At 62.6% G+C, this 22833-nt stretch carries 20 protein-coding genes, 2 tRNA genes and 1 other annotated feature; of the genes, 14 read left to right on the forward strand and 8 right to left on the reverse strand.

Annotation, left to right across the window (positions count from 1 at the left end):
* The first annotated feature begins 107 nt into the window (after window positions 1-107).
* From AB5Y81_RS11500 to AB5Y81_RS11515, 4 genes are read left to right on the forward strand one after another with little or no spacing between them, the layout of a single operon-like run.
* Complete coding sequence (locus AB5Y81_RS11500) at window positions 108-950, forward strand: MoxR family ATPase (protein ID WP_017765111.1); 843 nt, start codon at window positions 108-110, stop codon at window positions 948-950.
* Window positions 951-2114 carry a VWA domain-containing protein gene (locus AB5Y81_RS11505; protein ID WP_279485475.1) on the forward strand — a complete coding sequence of 388 codons (1164 nt, stop codon included), beginning with the start codon at window positions 951-953 and terminating at the stop codon, window positions 2112-2114.
* Window positions 2115-2169: 55 nt separating this feature from the next.
* Window positions 2170-3291: a beta-ketoacyl-ACP synthase III gene (locus tag AB5Y81_RS11510; protein ID WP_126881379.1), complete on the forward strand. Its 1122-nt coding sequence runs from the start codon at window positions 2170-2172 to the stop codon at window positions 3289-3291.
* A 50-nt stretch (window positions 3292-3341) separates the two neighbouring features.
* Window positions 3342-4787, forward strand: a complete 1446-nt coding sequence (locus AB5Y81_RS11515; RefSeq protein WP_279485476.1) for an HD domain-containing phosphohydrolase — start codon at window positions 3342-3344, stop codon at window positions 4785-4787.
* A 39-nt stretch (window positions 4788-4826) separates the two neighbouring features.
* Here AB5Y81_RS11515 and tsaA read toward each other — a convergent pair whose 3' ends face one another.
* Window positions 4827-5534, reverse strand: coding sequence for a tRNA (N6-threonylcarbamoyladenosine(37)-N6)-methyltransferase TrmO (tsaA, locus tag AB5Y81_RS11520; RefSeq protein WP_279485477.1), 708 nt, complete (start codon window positions 5532-5534; stop codon window positions 4827-4829).
* 225 nt (window positions 5535-5759) lie between these two features.
* On the opposite strand from tsaA, the gene AB5Y81_RS11525 reads away from it, so the two are divergent.
* Entirely contained in the window at window positions 5760-6740 is a 981-nt protein-coding gene (locus tag AB5Y81_RS11525) for an NAD-dependent epimerase/dehydratase family protein (protein ID WP_017786367.1), read from the forward strand.
* Between the two features lie 70 nt (window positions 6741-6810).
* Here the strand turns inward: AB5Y81_RS11525 and AB5Y81_RS11530 are convergent, their stop codons facing one another.
* From AB5Y81_RS11530 to cydD, 4 genes are all read right to left on the reverse strand, one after another.
* The gene (locus AB5Y81_RS11530; protein WP_005303108.1) at window positions 6811-7203 is read right to left on the reverse strand and encodes a DUF488 domain-containing protein; all 393 of its coding nucleotides are present in this window, start codon (window positions 7201-7203) and stop codon (window positions 6811-6813) included.
* A 22-nt stretch (window positions 7204-7225) separates the two neighbouring features.
* Complete coding sequence (rcsF, locus tag AB5Y81_RS11535; protein WP_010633326.1) at window positions 7226-7597, reverse strand: Rcs stress response system protein RcsF; 372 nt, start codon at window positions 7595-7597, stop codon at window positions 7226-7228.
* A 253-nt stretch (window positions 7598-7850) separates the two neighbouring features.
* Window positions 7851-9596 carry a cysteine/glutathione ABC transporter ATP-binding protein/permease CydC gene (gene cydC, locus AB5Y81_RS11540; protein WP_279485478.1) on the reverse strand — a complete coding sequence of 582 codons (1746 nt, stop codon included), beginning with the start codon at window positions 9594-9596 and terminating at the stop codon, window positions 7851-7853.
* Window positions 9589-11358 carry a cysteine/glutathione ABC transporter permease/ATP-binding protein CydD gene (cydD, locus tag AB5Y81_RS11545; RefSeq protein WP_279485479.1) on the reverse strand — a complete coding sequence of 590 codons (1770 nt, stop codon included), beginning with the start codon at window positions 11356-11358 and terminating at the stop codon, window positions 9589-9591. The genes cydC and cydD overlap by 8 nt, the downstream gene beginning before the upstream one ends.
* Window positions 11359-11559: 201 nt before the next feature.
* Here cydD and AB5Y81_RS11550 point away from each other — a divergent pair.
* Window positions 11560-11633 (forward strand) — tRNA-Gly (locus AB5Y81_RS11550).
* Window positions 11634-11727: 94 nt separating this feature from the next.
* Window positions 11728-11802, forward strand: a tRNA-Gly gene (locus tag AB5Y81_RS11555).
* Window positions 11803-11943: 141 nt separating this feature from the next.
* Here the strand turns inward: AB5Y81_RS11555 and arcA are convergent.
* A complete protein-coding gene (arcA, locus tag AB5Y81_RS11560; RefSeq protein WP_010633329.1) occupies window positions 11944-12663 on the reverse strand; it encodes a two-component system response regulator ArcA in 720 nt (239 codons plus the stop codon).
* Between the two features lie 376 nt (window positions 12664-13039).
* Here arcA and AB5Y81_RS11565 point away from each other — a divergent pair, with 376 nt between their 5' ends.
* Window positions 13040-13456, forward strand: coding sequence for a DUF3293 domain-containing protein (locus AB5Y81_RS11565; protein ID WP_279485480.1), 417 nt, complete (start codon window positions 13040-13042; stop codon window positions 13454-13456).
* A 42-nt stretch (window positions 13457-13498) separates the two neighbouring features.
* Entirely contained in the window at window positions 13499-13978 is a 480-nt protein-coding gene (locus tag AB5Y81_RS11570; protein ID WP_010633331.1) for a putative 4-hydroxy-4-methyl-2-oxoglutarate aldolase, read from the forward strand.
* A gap of 5 nt (window positions 13979-13983) precedes the next feature.
* Here AB5Y81_RS11570 and AB5Y81_RS11575 read toward each other — a convergent pair whose 3' ends face one another.
* The gene (locus AB5Y81_RS11575) at window positions 13984-14460 is read right to left on the reverse strand and encodes a hypothetical protein (protein WP_195878900.1); all 477 of its coding nucleotides are present in this window, start codon (window positions 14458-14460) and stop codon (window positions 13984-13986) included.
* Between the two features lie 172 nt (window positions 14461-14632).
* Between AB5Y81_RS11575 and AB5Y81_RS11580 the strand changes: the two genes are divergently transcribed.
* Complete coding sequence (locus AB5Y81_RS11580) at window positions 14633-15031, forward strand: META domain-containing protein (RefSeq protein WP_139753136.1); 399 nt, start codon at window positions 14633-14635, stop codon at window positions 15029-15031.
* Between the two features lie 109 nt (window positions 15032-15140).
* Here AB5Y81_RS11580 and aceK read toward each other — a convergent pair whose 3' ends face one another.
* Window positions 15141-16868: a bifunctional isocitrate dehydrogenase kinase/phosphatase gene (gene aceK, locus AB5Y81_RS11585; protein WP_279485481.1), complete on the reverse strand. Its 1728-nt coding sequence runs from the start codon at window positions 16866-16868 to the stop codon at window positions 15141-15143.
* Between the two features lie 195 nt (window positions 16869-17063).
* Between aceK and AB5Y81_RS11590 the strand changes: the two genes are divergently transcribed.
* From AB5Y81_RS11590 to thrC, 4 genes are all read left to right on the forward strand, one after another.
* Window positions 17064-17756 carry a tRNA/rRNA methyltransferase gene (locus tag AB5Y81_RS11590; protein ID WP_017765731.1) on the forward strand — a complete coding sequence of 231 codons (693 nt, stop codon included), beginning with the start codon at window positions 17064-17066 and terminating at the stop codon, window positions 17754-17756.
* 72 nt (window positions 17757-17828) lie between these two features.
* Window positions 17829-17959 (forward strand) — a sequence feature (Thr leader region).
* A gap of 68 nt (window positions 17960-18027) precedes the next feature.
* On the forward strand, window positions 18028-20487 hold the full coding sequence (gene thrA, locus AB5Y81_RS11595; RefSeq protein ID WP_065016921.1) for a bifunctional aspartate kinase/homoserine dehydrogenase I: 2460 nt from the start codon (window positions 18028-18030) through the stop codon (window positions 20485-20487).
* A gap of 2 nt (window positions 20488-20489) precedes the next feature.
* Window positions 20490-21470 (forward strand): homoserine kinase, encoded by a 981-nt coding sequence (thrB, locus tag AB5Y81_RS11600; protein ID WP_005303083.1) that lies wholly within the window; start codon window positions 20490-20492, stop codon window positions 21468-21470.
* A complete protein-coding gene (gene thrC, locus AB5Y81_RS11605; RefSeq protein ID WP_279485482.1) occupies window positions 21467-22741 on the forward strand; it encodes a threonine synthase in 1275 nt (424 codons plus the stop codon). Before thrB ends, thrC begins: the two co-directional genes overlap by 4 nt.
* Window positions 22742-22833: the final 92 nt, after the last annotated feature.

Raw genomic sequence — 22833 nt, forward strand, 5'->3', positions numbered from 1 at the left:
AGTGACGATTTGTTATAACAATATGTTATTACAAGATATAGAGCTTATTCTTTCTTATTGAGACCTCCCTCGCGAAAAGGTCTCTCGTCGTCAAAGGAATGGACGTTATGGGATTTGCAGGAAGCGATCGCTATCTCGCCTCAGAGGCGCTCAAGATGGCGGTCAATGCCGCCATCGTGCTGGAAAAGCCGCTGCTCATCAAGGGTGAACCCGGCACAGGCAAGACCGAGTTGGCAGAGGCCGTGGCCAGCCATCTGGGCACCGAGCTTATCGCCTGGCACATCAAATCCACCACCAAGGCTCAGCAGGGGCTATATGAGTACGATGCGGTGGCCAGGCTGCGCGACTCCCAGCTCGGCGACCCCAGGGTGGGAGAGATCAGCCACTACATCCGCCGCGGCAAGCTGTGGCAGGCTTTCACTGCCGACCAGCGTCCTGTGCTGCTTATCGATGAAATCGACAAGGCGGACATCGAGTTTCCCAACGATCTGCTGCAGGAGCTCGATCGGATGGAGTTCGACGTCTACGAGACCGGCGAGCGGGTCAAGGCCCGCCAGCGCCCAGTGGTCATCATCACCTCCAACAATGAAAAAGAGCTGCCGGATGCCTTCCTGCGCCGCTGTTTCTTTCACTACATCCGCTTCCCCGTCAAGGCCGAGATGCAGGCCATCGTCAAACTTCACTACCCCGACCTCAAGGAGAGCCTGCTCGGTGAGGCGATGGATCTCTTCTTCGAGCTGCGGGAAGTAGAGGGGCTGCGCAAGAAACCCTCCACCTCGGAACTCTTGGACTGGATCCGGCTGCTGTTGGCTGACGACATCGCCCCCGAGGCGATGCGCGCCCGCGAGCCGGGCAAGCTGGTGCCCGCCCTCTACGGCGCCCTGCTCAAGACCGAGCAGGACCTGCATCTCTTTGAGAAGCTCGCCTTTCTGGCCCGCCGTGGTAGCTAGATGCTGATCGATTTTTTTACCTACCTGCGCCGCCACCAGCTCCCCTGCAGTCTGCGCGAACTGCTGGACTTGCACGGGGCGCTGGCAGCCCGGCTGGCCAGTCTCGACATGGACGAGTTCTACCAGCTCGCCCGCTGCTTGCTGGTAAAAGACGAGGCTCACTACGATCGCTTCGATCGCGCCTTCGCCGAGTATTACGAGGGGTTGGCCGCCATCCCCCTGCTGCCGGAGAGCCTGCCCGATGAGTGGCTGCGCAAGGAGTTCGAACGGCTGCTGAGCGCCGAGGAGAAGGCGTTGCTCCAATCCCTTGGCGGGCTGGACCAACTGCTGGCGACCCTCAACCAGCGCTTGAACGAGCAGAAGGAGCGTCACGCCGGCGGCAACAAGTGGGTGGGCACGGGGGGCCGCAGCCCGTTCGGCCACGGCGGTTTTCACCCGGAAGGGATCCGCATGGGGGGAGAGGGCCAGCATGGCAAGGCGGTCAAGGTGTGGGAGGCGCGCCATTATCGCAACTTCAGCGACGATTCCCCTCTGGGACAACGGGCCATCCAGCTGGCGCTGCGCAAACTCAGGCGCTGGGTGCGCAAGGGCAACCCCGACGAGCTGGATCTCGATGACACCATCCGGAGCACGGCCAGACAGGGCTGGCTCGATGTGAAGCTCAGACCCGAGCGCCACAACGGGGTCAAGCTGCTGGTCTTCTTCGACGTGGGAGGCTCCATGGATGCTCACGTGGCCGAGGTGCAGCGGCTCTTTTCTGCTCTGCGCCACGAGTTCAAGCACCTGGAGTACTTCTATTTTCACAACTGTCTCTACGACTTTGTCTGGCGAGACAACGCCCGCAGGCACGAGGAGCGCTTCGACACCCTGCGCCTGCTGCGCACCTACGGCAGCGACTACAAGGTGATCCTGGTGGGGGATGCCACCATGGGCCCCTACGAGATCACCTGGCCCGGCGGCAGCGTCGAATATTGGAACGAGGAGGCCGGCCAGGTGTGGTTGGCCCGCCTGCAGCAGCATTTTCCCAAGCTGGTGTGGATCAATCCCACCCCGCGCCGGGAGTGGCTCTGGCACCCTTCCATCAAGTTGATGAACGAATTGATCGGCGGGCGCATGCACCCGCTGACTCTGGCGGGTCTGGCTGCGGCCATTGACCAGCTGTGACTCTCTCTACCCGAACAGACCAACAAGCCGGGAGTGAACCCGGCGAGGAGCAAAGATGACCTCTATCGTGATCAGTGGCTCAGGCCTCTATACCCCTCCCTTTGCCGTCAGCAACGAAGCGCTGGTGGCCGCCTTCAACCAGTACGTGGATCTCTACAACGAGGAGAACGCCTCCGCCATCGACGCCGGCCAGCTGCCCGCCAAACAGCACTCGAGCAGCGAGTTCATCGAGAAGGCCTCCGGCATCAAGAGCCGTTATCTGGTGAGCAAGGAGGGGGTGCTGGATCCCGACATCATGCAACCATTGATGGCGGAGCGACCCGATGACAAGCCCTCCATCATGGTGGAGATGGCGGTGGCCGCCGCCGAGCAGGCGCTGATTGCCGCCGGTCGCGAGCCGGGGGAAATAGATCTGGTGATAGTGGCTGCCTCCAACATGCCGCGCCCCTATCCGGCGCTCTCCATCGAGCTGCAGCACTATCTGGGGGCGAGCGGCATGGCCTTTGACATGAACGTGGCCTGCTCCTCCGCCACCTTCGGCATCAAGACGGCGGCAGACATGCTGGCGGCCGGCACTGCCAGACTCGCGCTGGTGGTCAATCCGGAGATCTGCTCTGGGCACCTCAATTTTCGCGATCGGGACAGCCACTTCATCTTCGGTGACGCCTGCACCGCCGTGCTGCTGGAGCGGGAGGCCGATTGCCAGGCGGCCAACCCCTGGCAACTGGTGGCGAGCAAGCTGGTGACCCAGTACTCCAACAACATCCGCAACAACTTCGGCTTTTTAAACCGGCTCAGCCCGCGCACCCGCTACGGCGATGACAAGCTGTTCCGCCAGCAGGGTCGCAAGGTGTTCAAGGAGGTGCTGCCGCTGGTGTGCGACCAGATCGCCGGCCAGCTCGATGAGCAGGGCTGGGCGGCGGATTCCCTGAGCCGGCTCTGGCTCCATCAGGCCAACCTCACCATGAACCAGTTCATCGCCCGCAAGCTGCTCGGCCATGACGCCAGCCAGCAGGAGGCGCCGGTGATCCTCGACAGCTACGGCAACACCAGCTCGGCGGGTTCCATTATCGCGTTCCATCTGTACAATCGCGACCTTCCCGCGGGGGCCCGCGGTGTGCTCTGCTCGTTTGGCGCCGGCTATTCGATCGGGAGCCTGCTGTTGCGGCGCCTGTGAGGGGCGGGGTCATCTCCCCACCATCATGACGATAAGGTTTGGGTGGAATCATGCAGAGGATCACGGGGCGCTCTGCCCTTCACTACGGGGTGACGCTGTCACTGTTTTGTCTTTACGGGCTGCAGGTCTGCCCATTCCTGGAGAGCCTGACGCTGCCCCAACTGCTGGGGCCCGCGCTGGTGACCTTCGCCATCATGTTTGTCCTGCGCGATCAGCTGCTGCGCAAGGTGACGCTGTCCGGTCAGGGGCTGGGAGGCTTCGGGCTGGAGGTGGGCTTCTACCTGCTGGGGGCCTTGCTGCTCTCTGGCTACAACGGCATCCGGTATGATTTTCCGCTGGAGAGCCACCTCAAGATCCTGCTGGGGATGAGCACCCTGGGCTTCCTGGTGGCGGCGGATCTGTCGCTGCAGCGGGACTGGCAGCGGGCCAAGCTGCGGGAACATCAGGCCTGTCTGGTGCTGAACCAGCCGCTGGCCATGCCGGTTTCCCGCAAGTTCTCCCTGTTCGCCTTCACCACCCTGACCCTGCTTGGCGCTGTGTTCTTCCTGCTGTTCAACAAGGATCTGGAGTGGCTGGTCACGGTGGACAAGAGCCTGCCGCGGCTCGATGCCCAGCACTACATCTTGCTGGAGATCGCCTTCGTGATGGTGGTGACCTTCGGTTATCTCTGGCTCATCATTCGCGGCTATGGCCGTAACCTGACCCTATCCCTGATGCATCAGACTCGCGCCATGGCGCAGGTGCAGTGCGGCGATCTGGAGGCGCGAGTGCCGGTGATCCGGGACGATGAGTTCGGTCTGATTGCTGCCGGCACCAACCAGATGATCGGCGAGCTGAAGGCGCGCCAGGACGAGCTCAACCTGACCCGGGACGTGGCCATCCTGGGGCTCGCCTCGCTGGCGGAGACCCGCGACAACGAGACCGGCGCCCACATCATCCGCACCCAGTTCTACGTCAAGGTGCTGGCGGAGCAACTGAGCCGCAGCGACTGGGAGCGCTATCCGCTGGACGATGCCACCATCGATCTGCTGTTCAAGTCGGCGCCGCTGCACGACGTGGGCAAGGTGGGCATTCCCGATGCCATCCTGCTCAAGCCGGGCAAGCTGACGGACGAGGAGTTCGCCATCATGAAGCGCCACCCCCAGATTGGCGCCGATGCGCTGGCGAGCGCCGAAGCCCAGCTCGGCTCCAACTCCTTCCTGCGGCTGGCGCGGGAGATCTCCCTCACTCACCACGAGAAGTGGGATGGCAGCGGCTATCCGGCCGGGCTGGCGGGGGAGGCGATCCCCTTGTCGGGGCGGCTGATGGCGCTGGCGGATGTCTACGACGCCCTCATCTCAAAACGGGTCTACAAGCCCGCCTTCAGCCATGAGCAGGCCAGAACCATCATAGTGGAGGGGCGTGGCCGCCATTTCGATCCGGCCATCGTCGACGCCTTCCTCGCCTGCGAGGAGGAATTCCGCCAGATTGCCCTCAGGCACAAGGATCACGACTGACAAAAAACCACCCGAACGGGTGGTTTTTTTATGGCTGGCTCACTGGGCCGGCTCGATGGCGAGCACCAGACAACTGGGCTCGCTGATGCGAAAGCGCACGTTGCAGTCAAACAGCCTGACGCCGTACTCCTTGTCATCCGGCTTGCCCTTCTTGTAGGCGGGGCGGGGATCCTGGGCCAGCACTTCGCTCACCAGCAGGCGCAGCTCGGGGTGGGCCTTGAGCCAGGGTTGCAGCTGCAGTTCTGCCTCTGGGCTGAAACTCACCGCCAGCGGCGGGGTGGGGGCGTCGGGGGCGAAACCGCCGCGGGCATCCGGCAGGCTGTCGGCATAGGGAACATAGGGCTTGATGTCGACGATGGGGGTGCCATCGAGCAGATCCACCGCCCCCAGTTCGAGCCAGAGTTTGCCGCGCGCACGGCCGACCCCGTGCAGCTCGACCACCGAGAGGCCGAGGGGGTTGGGACGAAAGGTGGAGCGGGTGGCAAACACCCCGACCCGCTCGTTGCCGCCCAGGCGCGGCGGGCGCACCGTCGGGTGCCAGCCCTGCTCCATGGTCTGGTGAAACACGAAGCTGAGCCAGAGGTGGGAGAACTGCTCGATGCCGCGCAGCACGTCCGGCTGATCGTAGGGGGGCAGCAGCTCGAGGCGGGCGCGGGCCGATTTGACCAGACCGGGCTGGCGCGGGATGGTGAACTTCTCCTTGTAGGGAGAGCGGATGATACCCAGGGTGTCGATTTCGAACTTCATGGCGGATCCTGACTGAAAACCCCGGCAATGTAGCACAGCGGCCCTTAAAACGCAGGCTTGCCCGCTTGCCGTGATCTTGCTCCCATCCCGGCCGCCCGAAGGCTGTATCATGCCGCCAACTTGCGTAGGGTGAGCGCAGGAAGAGTGAAAGGTCCGTCGGCAGGGCGGGCCCGCACAACCGGCGTGGCCATCGAGGATGGGCCGCGCCGCACAGGAGAGACAGGGATGAAACTGCTGATCATCGGCGGCACCGGATTTCTGGGTCGCCATCTCGCCTCACTGGCGCTGGACTGGGGCCACGAGGTGACCTTGTTCAATCGCGGCCGACGCCAGCACCCGGACTGGCGCGAGCTCACCCAGCTGCAGGGGGACCGGGAGCAGGACCTGACCCCGCTGCATCACCATCAGGATGGCTGGGATCTGGCCATCGATACCTGCTGCTATCGTCCCGAACAGGCGGCGAGCCTGTCGGCCGCCCTGCTCGGGCGCTGCGAGCGGTTGATCTTCATCTCCACCATCAGCGTCTATCGCGACTTCGCCCAACCCGGGCAGGACGAGTCGGCGCCGCTGCACGAGATTGCCGAGGGGGAGCTGCCGGAAGATTACGGTCCCCTCAAGGTGCTGTGCGAGGCGACCTATCGTGCCCGCTGGGGCGAGCGGCTCTGCATCTTGCGCCCAGGCGTCCTGTGCGGCCCCCATGATCCCACCGGTCGGCTGACCTGGTGGATCACGCGGGTGCAGCGAGGCGGCCCCTGGCTGCTGCCGGGGCAGGGGGAAGATCGGTTGCAATATCTGGACGTGCGCGACTGCGCCGAATTCGTGCTGCGGGCCGCCGAGCAGCAATTGAGCGGCATCTTCAACCTGGTCAAGCCGGGTATCGCGCTGAGCGACTGGGTGGATCGCCTGGCCGCCAGGCTGGCCCCCGCCACTGCGATCCTGCCCGAGTGGGCGCCCTGGCCCGCGCTGCTGGCCGCCGGGGTGGAGCCTTGGCAGAGCTACCCGACCCTGTTGCCCAATGCGCAGCCCGAGTATGCCGGCTATGGCCTCATCAGCGCCGAGGCGGCCATCGTACAGGGCCTCAATTTTCGGCCGCTGGAGGAGACGGTGGCGGATGTGGCCGAGTGGCTGGCCGGCGCGCCGGACGCTGTGGTGGCCGTCGGCATCACCGCCGAGCAGGAGGCGCGGCTGCGTCAGCTGGTCCGCTAGAGGCCAACAAGTGCGGCAGCAAAGCAAAAGGGCATCGCAAGATGCCCTTTTCTGTCTGATGTGAGCGGCGTTATTCGGCGCGCATGGCGGCGCCGGCGGCGGTCAGTTGCTCGCGCAAGATGGCGCGATGACAGCGGGACTCCTGCTCGCAGTAACAGCCCACCGACAGGTTGGTGGTGTGGGAGAGGGCGGCCAGCAGCGCCAGATCGTGCCTGGCGGCGGGAGTGGCCAGCTCTGCCTTGTACTGTTTGCAGAAGGCGCTCCACTGGGCGGGCGTCTCGGCAGCCTGGCCCAGCTTCATGGTGTCGTTGCTGGGGGCGAGATTGGGGAACCAGACGTCGTACCAATCCTGGCTGGCAAACTCGGTTTTGGGCACGCCGCGGGGCGGGCGGCGCACTGTGCCGATCCGCAGTCCCTCGTCGGGCAGGCGGGGTGTGCCGAGGCGAACGATGGCTAGTGCCATGCAGGCTCCTTGCAGTTGACGCTTATTTCTCGGTGGCGACTTTCAGCGCCTGACCGTAGCAGATCACCTGTTTCAGGCAACCCGGGGTGTCGCTGAATTCGGCGCACTTGTCGAAGGTGACGCCGTTGCCGCCCATGTCGGCCACGCGGCGGCGGGCCAGGGTACGGGCCTCACCGGCGTTGGGGATCGGCTGCTTGGCATCGCTCTGGCAGGACTCTCCTTCGACGGTGCCGAGGTAGAGGTAGTTGAGATCGGCCAGCTGGCCCTGTTCATAGATCTGAACGCTGCCCGGCTTGAAGTACTCGTCGAAGTTCTCTTTGTCCAGATTGCTGTTGAAGGCAAAGTCGGCGCAGCCGGAGGCAATCAGGGGCATCATCAGGATCAGGCGTTTCATCGTCTCGTATCTTGTGTCGGTGATGAGGACAGTAGCAAGGCGCAGGCGCTCCATGTCGGCATCTTGTGGAATAACGAAGGGGCCATTATAGGGGCCAGTCGACGGTGGCGACCAGCCCCATTTTTAGCCGTATGGACGGGGTGTGACCAGGAGCCGGCTGTGTGTTGCCTGTGCGGCTTCACGCTGCCGGCAAAGATGACTGGCCTGCTGTCATGAGAGAGGGGCGCACCGGGCGCCCCTCTCTCGTTGCTCATCAGGCCGGCGCCAGCCGCTGATGCAGGCTGCGGTAGTAGTCGTCCGCCAGCAGCGCCTGATGGGGGGCGCAGAGGCGGATCTGCCCCTCTTCCATCAGGGCGATCCGGTCCATCTGCTCCAGTCCCAGCAAACGGTGGGATATGAGCAGCAGGGTGCGATCCGCCCCCAGCCGGAACAACAGTTCCATGATCTCCCGCTCGGTCTGGCTGTCGAGCCCTTCGGTCGGCTCATCCAGCAGCCAGAGCGGCGCGTCGTGCAGCAGGGCGCGGGCGATGCCGATGCGGCGGCGCTCGCCACCGGAGAGCGGCCGGCCGCCATCCCCCAGCCAGGCATCGAGCCCGTTGTCGCTGTGGCCGTTGTCATCTTCCAGCAGGTTGGCGAGGCCGACCTGGGTCAGCACCTGCACCAGCTGCTCGTCACTGGCATGGGGGGCGGCCAGCTTGAGGTTGCCGCGCAGGGTATCGGCAAACAGGTGCACCCGCTGGCTCACCACCGAGAGGGAGGCGCGCAGCGCCCCTTCGCTGTAGTCGGTGAGCGGCTTGTCATCGAGCAGGATCTTGCCAGCCTGCGGGTGCCATTCGCGGGTCAGCAGTCCCATCAGAGTGGACTTGCCACAGCCGGTCTGGCCCAGCAGCGCCAGCTTCTCGCCGGCCTGCAGCTGCAGGGTGCAGCCGCGCAGCACCGGCTGCGGGTTGCCCGGGTAGCTGAAATAAAGGTCGCTTATCTGCAGCGCCCCCTGTGGCGCGTGGCGCTCTTCGTGGCCCCACTCGGGGGCCTTGGCCTCTTGCAGGATCTCGTTGAGGCGGCGGGCCGAGGTGAGGCTGGTGGAGAGGTGCTGGAAGGCACCGGCCAGCGGCATCAGCGCCTCGAAGCTGGCCAGGGTGGCGAACACCATCAGCGCCGTGATGGGATCAGGTGCGGCGCCCGCCACCCCGTGACCGGCCAGCCACAGCATCAGGGTGAGGGTCCAGCCGCTCAGCAGTTGCACCGAGCCGTTGGCCAGCCCGCTCACCCGGGCCATGCGGGCCTGGGCCTGGATCAGCGCCTGCTCGGCCTGCTGCAGCTCGTCGCGCGCCCGGGGGGCGGCGGCAAACATCTGCAGCTCGGCCTGGCCGTCCAGATAGTCCACCAGACGGGTACGCAGGCGCGATTTTTCCGCTATCAGCGCCTGTCCGGGCTTGCGACCGAGGAAATAGAACACCAGCGGCAGGGCAATCATGCCAAACAGCAGGATGGCGCCCAGGGTGAGGGCCAGCTCACTGTCAAAGAAGGAGAGAAAGAGCACCAGACCGGCAGTGCTGAGCAGGGCCGCCCCGATGGGGGTGACCAGCCGCAGGTAGACGTGGTCCATGGCGTCGATGTCGGCCACCAGCCGGTTGAGCAGGTCCGCCTGGCGAAAGCCTGCCAGGGCGCCAGTGGAGAGCGGCGAGAGCTTTTGCCAGAACCAGACCCGCAGCCGGGTCAGTACCCGGAAGGTGGCGTCGTGGCTCACCACTCGCTCACCCCAGCGGCCGGCAGTGCGGATGATGGAGAAGAAGCGCACCCCGCCGGCCGGCGTCATGTAGTTGAAGTGATCGCGGGTGGCCGCCGTCAGCCCCGCCACGGCGGCGGCGGAGAGGAACCAGCCGGAGAGCGACAGCAGTCCCATCCCGGCCGCCAGGGTGACCAGGGCCAGCAGCAGACCGATGGAGAGGCTGAGCCAGTGCTGGCGATAGAGGCGCAGAAACGGCAAGAGATCAGTCATCGAGAGAACCCTCGTTACGTTGGGAGAGCAGGCGGGCAAACGGCCCCTGCGCGGTGCTGAGTTGCTGGAAGTTGCCTTGCTCCACCAGCTTGCCACGCTCCAGCACCAGGATCTGGTCCATCTTGGTGAGCTGATCGAGGCGGTGGGTGATCATCAGCAGGGTCTGGTTGGCGATGACCTGCTCCAGCGTGGTCATGATGGCTCGCTCGGAGTGGCGATCCAGGCTGGCGGTCGGCTCGTCCAGCACCATCAGCTGGGTGGACTTGAGCAGGGTACGGGCCAGTGCCAGGCGCTGGGCCTGGCCGACCGAGAGGCCGCCGGCCTGATCTCCCACCGCATAGTCGAGTCCCTTCTCCATGGCGAACTCCCATGCCTGGGCCCGTTTCAGGGCCTCTTCCAGTTCGCCGTCATTGGCGGATGGGTTGGCCAGCAGCAGATTGTCACGCAGCGAGGCGTGGAACAGCTGCGGGTTCTGGGAGAGCCAGCCCAGCTGCCTGCGCCACTGGCTCATGTCTAGGCTGGCCAGCTCCTGGCCGTTGACCTTGAGCTCGCCGCGATAGGGGGCAAAGCCGAGCAGGGCGTTGACCAGCGAGCTCTTGCCGGCGCCGCTGATGCCGATGAGGGCGGTGCGTGAACCCGCTTCCAGGGTGAAGTCGATGGGGCCGACCAGCACCTTGCCCTCGGCGCTCAGCACCTCCAGGGCGCGGGCTTCCACCCTGATGGGGGAGTCTGCATGGAACGGCGCATTGCCTGAGGCGGGTTCACTCACCTCGGCCTCGAGGAACTCCAGCAGCTGTTCGGCGGCGCCGATGGCCTGCGCCTTGGCGTGGTAGTGGGCGCCGAGCTCGCGCAGCGGGGCGTAGAACTCGGGAGCGAGAAACAGCACGAACAGGCCGGTAAAGAGGGTAACTTTGGTGCCATAGTGGCCGAAGTTCAGGTGATCGATATAGGAGAAACCGAAGTAGACGGCCACCAGCGCCACCGAGAGGGCGGCGAAGAACTCCAGTACGGCGGTGCTGAGGAAGGCCAGGCGCAGCACCTCCATGGTGCGTTCGCGAAAATCTTCCGAGGCATCGCGAATGGCATCCCCTTCCACCTGGGTGCGCATGAAGAGCTGCAGGGTGCGCAGCCCCTTGAGGCGATCGAGGAAGTGGCCGGAGAGACGGGACAGCGCCTGGAAGTTGCGGCGGTTGGCATCGGCGGCGCCGACCCCCACCAGGATCATGAACAGCGGAATGAGGGGCGCCGTGCCCAGCAGAATGAGACCAGCGGCCCAGTTGACCGGGAACACGGCCACCAGGATCACCACCGGAATGAACACGGCAATCGCCATCTGCGGCAGGTAGCGGGAGAAGAAGTCCTGCATGTTTTCAATCTGTTCCAGCAGCAGGCTGGCCCAGCTGCCGGCCGGTCGACGCTGGATGTAGGCCGGTCCCAACCGGCCGAGGCGGGTGAGCACCAGCTCGCGGATGGCCTGGCGCACCGCGCTGCCGGCCTTGAAGCTGGCCACCTCGCGGCCATAGGCCAGCACCGCTTTGCCAAGGGTGACCAGCAGCAGGGTAATGAAGAGGGGAATGGATCCCGCCGGGGTGGCGTCTTCGATGATGAAGCCGTGCAGCAGGGTGGCCAGCAGCCAGGCCTGCGCCACCATCAGGATGCCCTGCCCCAGGCCAAAGCCGATGGAGAGGCCGATCCAGCGCCGGCCGTGGCTCGATTGATTGCGCAACCAGCCATAGAGTCGTTTTTGCGTTTTTTTATCCATTACCACCATCCTCGCGTCGAGTGGCGCAAGACTATCCTCGCCCCCCAGGCTTGGCAACCTTGTAAATTCCGGCCGGTGAAAACGATTGATGGAAAAAGCGGCTTGCTGCTCATTAGTTGGTCGAACAGATTGATTTATGGTAAAAAACCGTATCGGGGTGATTGCGCTCGGCGGCAAAATGCATATAGTAGAGGCCCTGACGCGGGTGTAGTTCAATGGTAGAACGGTAGCTTCCCAAGCTGCATACGTGGGTTCGATTCCCATCACCCGCTCCAAATTCCTGATAATGGCCAAGGCCGTTGTCACCTCAGCCGAAACGGCTGTCTGTCGTGGGGTTTCCCCATCACACCAAGCAAGTTTTGATGCCAGGCGGGCATCGTATAATGGCTATTACCTCAGCCTTCCAAGCTGATGATGCGGGTTCGATTCCCGCTGCCCGCTCCAGCCTTGATGCAAAAAGCCCACTCCTGCGAGTGGGCTTTTTGTTATCCGTTTCTGGGCGAGGCTCACTGCCTGACCGGCACTCCTGAAATAAGCAGCAATGAAAAAGGCGCCATCGGCGCCTTTTCAACTCGGGAGGGAGGATTACTCCTGCTCCAGCTCGCCGCAGAAGCGATAGCCTTCGCCGTGGATGGTGGCGATGATCTCGGGGGTGTCGTTGACGCTCTCGAAGTGCTTGCGGATGCGGCGGATGGTGACATCCACGGTACGGTCGTGGGGCTTGAGCTCACGGCCGGTCATCTTCTTGAGCAGCTCGGCACGGGTCTGGATCTGGCCCGGGTTTTCGCAGAAGTGCAGCATGGCGCGGAACTCGGAGCGCGGCAGCTTGAACATGTCTCCAGCCGGGCTGACAAGGGCGCGGCTGTTGATGTCCAGTGCCCAGCCGTTGAACAGGTAACGCTCCACCAGTTTCTTCTCTTCGCCACCGGCGGCCACGTTCATGGTGCGGCTCAGCAGGTTGCGGGCACGGATGGTCAACTCGCGGGGGTTGAACGGCTTGGTGATGTAATCGTCGGCGCCGATTTCCAGACCCAGGATCTTGTCCACTTCGTTGTCGCGACCGGTCAGGAACATCAGGGCGATGTTGTCGTCTTCACGCAGCTCACGAGCCAGCAGCAGGCCATTCTTGCCCGGCAGGTTGATGTCCATGATCACCAGGTTGATGGTGTGGGCAGTCAGGGCCTGATGCATTTCGTCGCCATTGTTGGCTTCGAGCACGATATAGCCCTCTGCCTCGAAGATGCTTTTCAGGGTATTGCGAGTGACCAGTTCGTCTTCGACGATCAGAATGTGTGGTGTTTGCATGAGTATTCCCAGATTCTTATCAGTTAATTATCTAAATTTTAACACTCTTTGGCGTTACCCGACCGGTCCTGAAAATTAATTACGTCATCCTGGGTATGAATATCAGGTCGGATTATCGCGAATTTGGCATCAGCGTTGGCAAACATCCCTGTGCCACACATAGGCTCTCAATAAGTCTGATCGAGAGAAGCCTGGAAAGGTAGTCCATTACAAAAGTGGCTGCATTTTATCAGTTAACAGGCGCATAACAACACTCTTTGCCGTCAGATAGCAACTTTTTAACTCTGGTTTGATATAGGTCAAACCCTGAGTTCACAGCATGATACTTGGGGTTGCCCCCATTTTCGCCCCTATAAAATGTAATGGAATGTAACATGTGGTTGACATGAATTTGTGGGAAAACTACAGAAAAATCTGCTTTATTGCACCCTTTTCGGCGCCGAAATGGCCTGCCTACGCCATAGTGACGGCTTGGAATCCGGCCAGTCGCCAGCTGGGAATGCGTCGCAATACCCGCCGTCAGCGGGCCTTGCGGCGAGCCATTGCAGCCATGCCTGGCGGGCAGGTGATGGGGCCCTGCCGGGGCAGTTCGCTGGATGAAACATGGCAGGAGTCGTCGCTGCTACTGGCCTGCCCGCGCAGCGAGGCCATCCGGCTGGCGGCCCGCTTTGGTCAGAATGCCATCTATTGGGTGGAGCAGGGGGAGCTCTGGCTGTTGCCGGTGTTGCTGGCTGGGGAGCCACACCATCTGGGCAGAATTGAATCCCACTGGATTGTCAGGGGCTCTGCTTGATGAAAGAATGAGCGAATTCATGTCCATGGAAGGAGACTTATGATGCTGGATCTACTGCCCGATCTCTGTGACGAGTACGGCGATGCCCTGCAGGTGGCGGAGCCGCTGTTTCAAAATTTCGGTGGCAAGGCGCTGTTTCACGGCCAGGCGGTCACTCTCTCCTGTTACGAGGACAACAGCCTGGTGCGGGAGCTGGTCAACCGGCCCGGGCAGGGGCGGGTGATGGTGATCGATGGCGGTGGCTCCCTGCGCCGCGCCCTGCTCGGCGATCAGCTGGCGATCAAGGCGGCGGAGCAGGGCTGGGAAGGAATCGTGATCTACGGCGCCGTGCGCGACGTGGGCACGCTGGCGACGCTGGCGCTGGGGGTCAAGGCGCTGGCACCCTGCCCGGTCAAGACCGAGAAGCGGGGGCTGGGTGAGCTGGATGCGGTGGTGTCGTTTGCCGGGGTGACCATACATCCGGGTGACTATGTCTACGCCGATCTCAACGGCGTGCTGGTGAGTGCCACCCGGCTTATTTGATCTCGCTAGAAGTTGAAGCCGACCCCGACGCTGAGGGATTGTTCGGTGTTGAAGGCGCTGACGCCGTAGTTGGCGGTGATGGCCAGTTGCGGGGTCAGCAGCAGGCTGGTGTTGAGCTCCAGCAGGGTGCTGGGCTTGTTCACCTCCAGCTGTTTGAGCTGGCTGCCGATGTTGAGCATGGGGGAGAGCTGATAGCGCACTCCCGAGCTCAGGTTGTAACCGGATTGCTCACTGCTGGGGCCGATGGCAGGGCCTGCTTCCATGTAGAGGCTGACGCCATCGTGCAGCGGATATTGATAGCCGGTATTGATGAGCCAGAGATCGAAACTGTCGTTGTGATGAGTCTGACTGCCGAGCAGCACGCCTGAGTAGCTTTTGACGTAGAGCTGGCTGTCGGTGTCGTTCTTGAGGAAATCCCAGTCGGCGGCCTGGGCGGTGAGGCTGAGGCATGAGACGAGTGCGATGACGGATGATTTGACCATTCTTTTCCCCTCCCTGGGTCCGGAACAGGAATACAAGCATGGCACATGCCAGCTGTTAGTAAAGGGAACCCCGATCACAATAAAACAGTTTTGATTTGCTCCGCTCTCATGATACACAGGCCCCCATCATCCTGTTTCTTCCCCTATTTCGCTGATATCGAGAGGTGAATCCATGAACAAGAAACTGACTCTGCTGGCCGCGCTGGCCCTGGGGGGCTGCGCCATGGCCACTGGTTCCAAACTGACACAACTGCAAGCCTCCACCTGGCAACTGCAAGGGGCGAGCGGCGACACCTTTACCCTGCAAGTGGCCGGTGACAAGGTGGCGGGCAAAGGCGGCTGCAACCGCTATTTCGGCAGCATCACCCAGCAGGGTGACGGCGTGCTGGCGCTGGGCCCCATGGGATCGACCCGCATGATGTGCATGGGCGAGCTGGCCGGCAAGGAGATGCTCTACCTGCAGACGCTGGAGAAAGTGGCGAGCTTCCAGATCAGCGGCCAGCAGCTGGTGTTGAGCGACGCCAACAAGGCGGCACTGCTCACCTTCGATGCCATGCCTGTCGCCAAGTAACTGACGTTTTTGTCAGAGGCTGTCGTAGCGCACGCAGCCGGATGCAGAAAGGGACGCCACGGCGTCCCTTTTGCTATTTGCACTCCCTTTTGCAACGGGCGCGGATCGATTAGCCGCCGCGCTGGAACTTGAAACGCTTCTTGCGCCGGTAGGGATAGACATCCTCGAACACCCCCTCCTTGATGTTGCTCTGCAGCATCTTCCAGTAGTTGGCGTCGAACATCTCTTTGTGCAGCGCCAGCATGATCTCGCGCACCTGCGGCTTTTGCAGCAGGAAGGTGGCGAACTCTTCGGGGAAGATGTCGTTGGGGGCGACCGAATACCAGGGCTCGGCGCTCCACTCGTCCTCGGGGTAGCGCGGTGGCGGGATCTGGCGGAAGTTGCACTCCGTCATGTAGCAGATCTCGTCATAGTCGTAGAACACTACCCGGCCGTGGCGGGTGACCCCGAAGTTCTTGAACAGCATGTCCCCCGGGAAGATATTGGCCGCCGCCAGCTGCTTGATGGCGTTGCCGTACTCCTCCAGCGCGAGCCGGGTCTGCTGCTCGTCCGCCTTGTCCAGATAGAGGTTGAGCGGGATCATCTTGCGCTCTGTGTAGAGGTGCTTGATCACCAGCTTGTCGGCGGTGATGGTGAGCGCCGAGGGGGCCACCGCCTTGAGTTCGGCCAGCAGCTCCGGCGAGATGCGATCGAGGGGAAACTCGAAGTTGGTGAACTCCTGGGTATCGGCCATGCGGCCCACCCGGTCGTGCTGCTTTACCAACCGGTACTTCGCCTTCACCTGCTCGTGGCTCACGTCCTTGGGGGGGGTGAACTCATCTTTTATCACCTTGAACACCACGTCGTAGGAGGGGAAGGTGAACACGCTCATCACCATTCCCTTGATGCCCGGCGCGATGACGAACTGCTCGCGACTCTGGGCCAGATGGTGCTGATAGTGGCGATAGAGCTCGGTCTTGCCGTGCTTCTGGCAGCCGATGGCGTTGTAGATCTCGTAGTCCGGCTTGTGGGGCATGATCTGGCGCAAGAAGGCGACGAACAGTGCCGGCACCGGGGCATAGACCATGAAATAGGCGCGGGCGAAGCCAAACACGATGGAGGCGAGATCCGGCTCGAAGATGACGGTATCCACATAGATGCTCTGGCCGGTGCTGAGCAGGGGCAGGATGAAGGGAAAGACCTGCTCCCTTGCCCGGATCAGCCCCACCAGATAGGCCCCCTTGTTGCGGTAGAAGACCTCTCTCAATAGTTCGATGGCGAAAGGCTCATCGTGCAGAATATGCGGGCCGTTCTCGGCAAGATGACGATGGATATCGACAATATCCCGCTGTTTGTCCTCATAGGGCAGGGTGAAGCTGTAATCCCCGAGCAGCTGGCTCAGAGTCTGCGGCAGGTGGGCGAGATCGGTGCGATAGATGCGCAGCAATGCGCTCAGATCGGGCTTGTCACCGCGGCTGACGAAGGGGTGGATGTAGAGGTTCTCGTCGCGGATGTTGCGATGGCGAAAGATGCGGCGGTAGACGGAGTTGAAGAAGGATTCCGCCACCTCGAAGTTCTCGCACTTGGGCAGCAGGTCGCTGAAGGCCCCCTTGACCCGCTTGAGCAGCTCCTGGGTGGCGTGGTGTTCTCCCATCATCTGGCGGATGGAGCCGGCCGTCGCCCCCACGTGGTGGTCATAGAGGCGGATGCGCTCGCGCCCCGCCAGCTGCACCCCCAGCCAGTCGCTGTTTTCAAAACGGCTCTTGCTGCCCTGGGTGATTTCGAGAAACCGGCTGTAAAACGACTCGAAGCGTTGCAGAATCGTCTCGGCGACGGCCTGTTCCAATGGCTGCTGCATCTCTCTCTTCCTTGTGATCTGTCGGGCCGATGGCGCCTGGGATTGGCTGCAATTTGTCCACATTCCTGGCCACTATGGCAACATTCAAACGTCTGTTCAAGTGGCAATTTTCGGGTGAAAACGGTAGATTGCGCCCCTGTTTTGCCGACGTTCCGCTGTGGTTTGCACGTTCGGCCCTGCCCAGGAGAAGACCCGATGAAACTCTATTTTGTGCTGGTGGCCCCCGCCCGCCCTGCCAACGTGGGCGCCGCCGCCCGCGCCATGAAAACCATGGGCTTTGATGCCATGCGACTGGTGGCCAGCCGGGTGCACGAAGAGGAGGAGGCGAGCTGGGTGGCCCATGGAGCGCAGGAGATCCTGACCCAGGCCGAGGCGTTCGACACCCTGGAGGAGGCGCTGGCCGACATGGATCTGGTGGTGGCCACCACTGCCCGCCAGCGCGGCCGTTACCAGCACTACCTCACTCCGGCCGAGATCCGTGACCAGATCAAGGCCAAGCCTTCCCTTGAGAAGGTGGCCATCGTGTTTGGTTGCGAGGAGTCGGGGCTCTCCAACGAGCAACTGGCCCAGGTCGATCTCATCAGCTATCTGCCGCTCAAGGTGAGCTACCCGTCCCTGAACCTGGGCCAGGCGATCATGCTGTACGCCTACGAGCTGAGCCAGTTGCTCGATGAGCCCGAGGTGCTAGCAGAAAATATTGATAACGTCGGACAGGTTCGGGTACTGAAAAGTAAAACAGCAGAAATTCTTGGTGATCTCGGTGTTTCGCAGGATGAAAAACTGCATCAGTGGGTGATGGACCGGGTGCCCATGCTGCCGCAGCGGGATTTGAACATGCTCCATCTGCTTTGCAAAGACCTTGCCCGCAAACTTGGCAAAGAGGTTTAGGTTGACAGCCCGGCGCCCGGCGCGGTATTGCTAAAAGCCAGCTTCGTTCAAGAGTGTTCGTCATGCAGTTATTCACCAGCGTCATCACCACCACCATTATTACCGGTACCACCACAGGTGGCACTGGGGCCGGTTGATGCGCTGACGAACAAGCACAGAAATCAGAAAAAGGCCCGTACCCACCCAGTACGGGCCTTTTTTGTTGGGTTGTTTTCAGACAGTTTTCAGACCGATTAGCGGATCAATTTGCAGGGAATACAGGGAGATAGCGATGAGAGTGTTGAAGTTTGGCGGGTCGTCACTGGCCGATGCAGAGCGTTTTTTACGGGTCGCCGATATCGCGGTGAATACCCACGGCCAATCCCAGGTTGCTCTGGTGCTGTCGGCACCGGCCAAGGTGACCAACCACCTGGTGGCCCTGGTAGAGCAGACCAGCCGCGGCATGGATGCCAGCAGCACCCTGTTTGAAATCAACGGTATCTTCTCCCGCCTGCTGGCCGGCTTGAAGGCAGCCTATCCGGCGCTGGATGACAAGGCGCTGCAGGCCCGTCTCACCAGCGAACTGGATCAGGTGGAGCGGCTGATGCAGGGCATCCGCCTGCTGGGGCTCTGCCCGGACAACGTGCAGGCCCGCATCCTGAGCCGGGGCGAGAACCTCTCCATCGCCTTCATGCACGAACTGCTGCGGGTACGCGGCCTCGAACTGGACCTCATTGTGCCAGAAGAGCTGCTGGTGACCGACGGCGGCTACCTCGAAGCTCACGTCGACATCGAAGCCTCCCGCCTGCGCTTCGCCGCCAAGGGGTTGCGTAGCGACTGCCTTTACCTGATGCCGGGCTTTACCGGTGGCAGCGACAAGGGGGAGACCGTGCTGCTGGGCCGTAACGGGTCGGATTACAGCGCAGCCGTCTTGGCCGCCTGCGTCGATGCCGAGTGCTGCGAGATCTGGACCGATGTCGAGGGCTGCTACAACTGCGACCCGCGCCTGGTACCGGACGCTTACTTACTGAAAACCCTCTCCTACAAGGAGGCGATGGAGCTCTCCTACTTCGGTGCCAAGGTACTGCACCCGAAAACCATCGCGCCGGTGGCCCAGTTCCACATTCCCTGCCTCATCAAGAACAGCTTCAACCCGCAAGGGCCGGGCACCCTCATCGGCGTCGAGCAGGGGGATGACGACCTGAAGGTGAAGGCCATCTCGGATCTCTCCGGCATGTGCATGTTCAACGTATCCGGCCCCGGCATGAAGGGCATGGTGGGCATGGCTGGCCGCATCTTCTCCGCCGTCTCCCGCGCCGGGGTCAGCATCGTCCTCATCACCCAGTCATCCTCCGAGTACAGCGTCAGCTTCTGTATCCACAGCTACGACTGCGACAAGACCCGCAAGGTGCTGGAGCGCGAGTTCGAGCTGGAATTCAAGAATCAGCTGCTGGATCCGCTCGAGATCATGCAGGATCTCGCCATCATCTCCCTCATCGGTGACGGCATGCGCACCTCAAAGGGGATGGCGGCCCGCTTCTTCACCTCGCTGGCTCAGGCCTCCATCAACATCGTCGCCATTGCCCAGGGCTCGAGCGAGCGTTCCATCTCGGCGGTGGTGCGGGATCGCAAGGTGGCCGAAGCCATCAAGGCCTGCCACCAGAACTTCTTCGGCAGCCAGCAGTTCATCGACTTGTTCGTGGTCGGTGTCGGAGGTGTCGGCGCGGCCCTGGTGGATCAGATTGCCCGCCAGCAGCCGGTATTGGCCGAGCAGGGCACCGGCCTGCGGGTAGTGGGCATCGCCAACAGCCGCCAGATGGCGGTCAACAAGGATGGCCTGAACCTCGCCAACTGGCGTGAACAGCTGGTGGAAGCCCGTGACAGCTTCAGCCTGGAGGCGGTGAAGAAGCTGGTGGAAGAGAGTCACCTCATCAACCCGGTGATCGTCGATTGCACCTCCAGCGAGGCCATCGCCGTCCAGTACGCCGACTTCCTCGCCGCCGGTTTCCACGTGGTCACCCCGAACAAGAAGGCCAACACCGGCTCGCTCGATTACTACAAGGCGCTGCGCCGCACTGCTCGTCAGACCCGTCGCAAGTTCCTGTACGAGACCAACGTGGGCGCCGGCCTGCCGGTCATCGAGAACCTGCAGAACCTGATCAAGGCCGGCGACAAGCTGCGCGCCTTCGACGGTGTGCTGTCCGGTTCACTCTCCTTTATCTTCGGCAAGCTGGACGAGGGGATGGCCTTCTCCGATGCCACCAAGATTGCTCGTGGCAACGGCTTTACCGAGCCGGATCCGCGCGACGATCTCAACGGCATGGACGTGGCCCGCAAGCTGCTCATTCTGGCTCGCGAGGCCGGCATGGCGCTGGAGCTCTCCGATGTGGAGGTGGAGCAGGCGCTGCCACCCGGCTTTGATGTGAGTGGCGACGTGGAAGCCTTTATGGCTCGCCTGCCGGAGGCTGACGGCTGGTTCCGCGACCAGTTTGCGGCTGCGCAAGCTCAGGGCAAGGTGCTGCGCTACGTGGGTTCCATCGAGGGTGGCAAGTGCAAGGTCGCCATCAAGGCGGTCGGCGCCGACGAGCCGCTGTTCAAGGTCAAAGACGGGGAGAACGCGCTCGCCTTCTTCTCTACCTACTACCAGCCGATCCCGCTGGTGCTGCGCGGCTATGGCGCCGGCACCGAAGTGACCGCCGCGGGCGTCTTTGCCGACGTGCTGCGCACCCAGAACTGGAAGCAGGAGTTGTAAGCATGAGTTCAGACATGTACCAGAGCAGCAGCGTGGTGGCCTATGCCCCCGCCTCCAGCGCCAACCTGAGCGTGGGATTCGATGTACTGGGGGCGGCGCTCGCCCCCGTGGATGGTTCCCTGCTCGGGGATCGCGTCCAGGTCAAGGCCGCCGATGTGCCGTTTGCCCTCTCCTCCGTGGGCCGTTACGCCCACAAGTTGCCGGCTGACCCGAAAAAGAACATCCTCCATGACTGCTGGCTCGCCTATGGCGAGGCGCTGGAGAAGCGGGGCCTTGGTCTCAAGCCGCTCGAAATGGTGCTGGAGAAGAACCTGCCGGTGGGCTCGGGCCTGGGTTCCAGCGCCTGCAGCGTGGTGGCGGCACTCGAAGGCCTCAACGCCTTTCACGGCGCCCCCCTCAATGAACACGACCTGCTGCTGCTGATGGGGGAGATGGAAGGCAAGATCTCCGGCTCCGTCCACTACGACAACGTCGCCCCCTGCTATCTGGGGGGCATGCAGCTGGTGCTGGAAGAGCACGGCGTCATCAGCCAGGGCATTCCGGTGTTTGACGAGTGGTACTGGGTGGTCTGCTACCCGGGCACAGTGGTCTCCACCGCTGCCGCCCGCGCCATTCTGCCGGCCCAGTATCGCCGCCAGGATTGCCTCACCTATGGCCGCCGGCTGGCCGCCTTCGTGCACGCCAGCTACACCGGGCAGGAGGGGTTGGCGGCGAGCGTACTCAAAGACGTGATTGCCGAGCCTTATCGCGCGGCGCTGATTGAAGGCTTTGCCGAAGTGCGGGCCCAGGCCGCCCAGAACGGGGCGCTGGCCACCGGCATCTCGGGCTCCGGTCCCAGCGTGTTCGTGGTGATGAAGGATCTGGCTCAGGCCGAGCGGATGAAAGATTGGATGGACGCACATTTCGTGCAGAACGAAGATGGATTTGCCCGGGTTTGCAAACTCGACATGGCCGGGGCACGGGTAACAGGAAGCGAGCTATGAATCTTTACAATATCAAGGACAAGAGTGAACAGGTGAGCTTCGCCCAGGCGGTGCGTCAGGGTCTGGGCCGCGAGCAGGGTCTGTTTTTCCCCGAGCGGCTCGAGCCGCTGGCCGATGTGGATGCCCTGCTGGATCTGCCGCTGGTGGAGCGCTCCGCCCGCATCCTCAGCCACCTGCTGGGGGACGAGGTGGCCGCGCCTCAGGTACACGAGCTGGTCAAGGCCGCCTTCACCTTCCCGGCGCCGCTGGTGAAACTCAAAGATGGTACCTATGCCCTCGAGCTGTTCCACGGCCCGACCCTGGCGTTCAAGGACTTCGGCGGCCGCTTTATGGCTCAGTGCCTCGCGGCCTTTAGAACCAACGACAAGATCACTATCCTCACCGCCACCTCCGGCGACACCGGCGCCGCCGTGGCCCACGCCTTCTACGGGCTGGAGGGGATCGAGGTGGTGATCCTCTACCCCAAGGGCAAGATAAGCCCGCTGCAGGAGGCGCTGTTCTGCACCCTGGGGGGCAACATCCGCACCATCGCCATCGACGGCGACTTCGATGCCTGCCAGGCGCTGGTGAAGCAGTCCTTCGATGACGAAGAGCTGAAAAAGGCCATTGGCCTGAACTCCGCCAACTCCATCAACATCAGCCGCTTGCTGGCCCAGGTTTGCTACTACTTCGAGGCGCTGGCCCAGCTGCCGAAAGCCCAGCGCGCCAAGGCGGTCATCAGCGTGCCGTCCGGCAACTTTGGCAACCTCACCGCAGGCCTTATCGCCAAAGCGCTGGGGCTGCCGGTGAAGCGCTTTATCGCCGCCACCAACGCCAACGACACCGTGCCGCGCTACCTGAAAACCGGTCAGTGGGATCCACACCAGACAGTGGCGACCCTGTCGAACGCCATGGACGTGAGCCGCCCCAACAACTGGCCTAGGGTGGAAGAGCTGTGCCGTCGCAAAGGCTGGGCGCTGGAGACCCTGGGGTCAGGCATGCGTGACGATGCCCAGACCCGTGATGCGCTCAAACGCCTGCACCAGCTGGATTACCTGTGCGAGCCCCACGGCGCCATTGCCTGGGATCTGCTGGGCGAACAGCTGGCCGAGGACGAAGTGGGGGTGTTCCTCTGCACCGCTCATCCGGCCAAGTTCAAGGAGTCGGTGGACGAGATCCTGAGGCTGGACGTACCGCTGCCCGGGCCCCTTGCCAAGCATGCCGTGCTGCCGCTCTTGTCCCACAATCTGCCGGCGGAGTTTGCCCCGCTAAGGGCCTTCCTGCTCGGTTAAGTTGATTGCCAATCCCCCGACCTCGGGGGATTTTTCTATCCGTTGCTTTCTATCCATGACAGGGCGGGCAAGCCGCCCCCTATAAGGAGTGA

It is taken from the genome of Aeromonas sp. s2 (genome assembly GCF_040907935.1).
In the GTDB taxonomy this organism is placed as follows: Bacteria; Pseudomonadota; Gammaproteobacteria; order Enterobacterales; family Aeromonadaceae; genus Aeromonas; species Aeromonas dhakensis.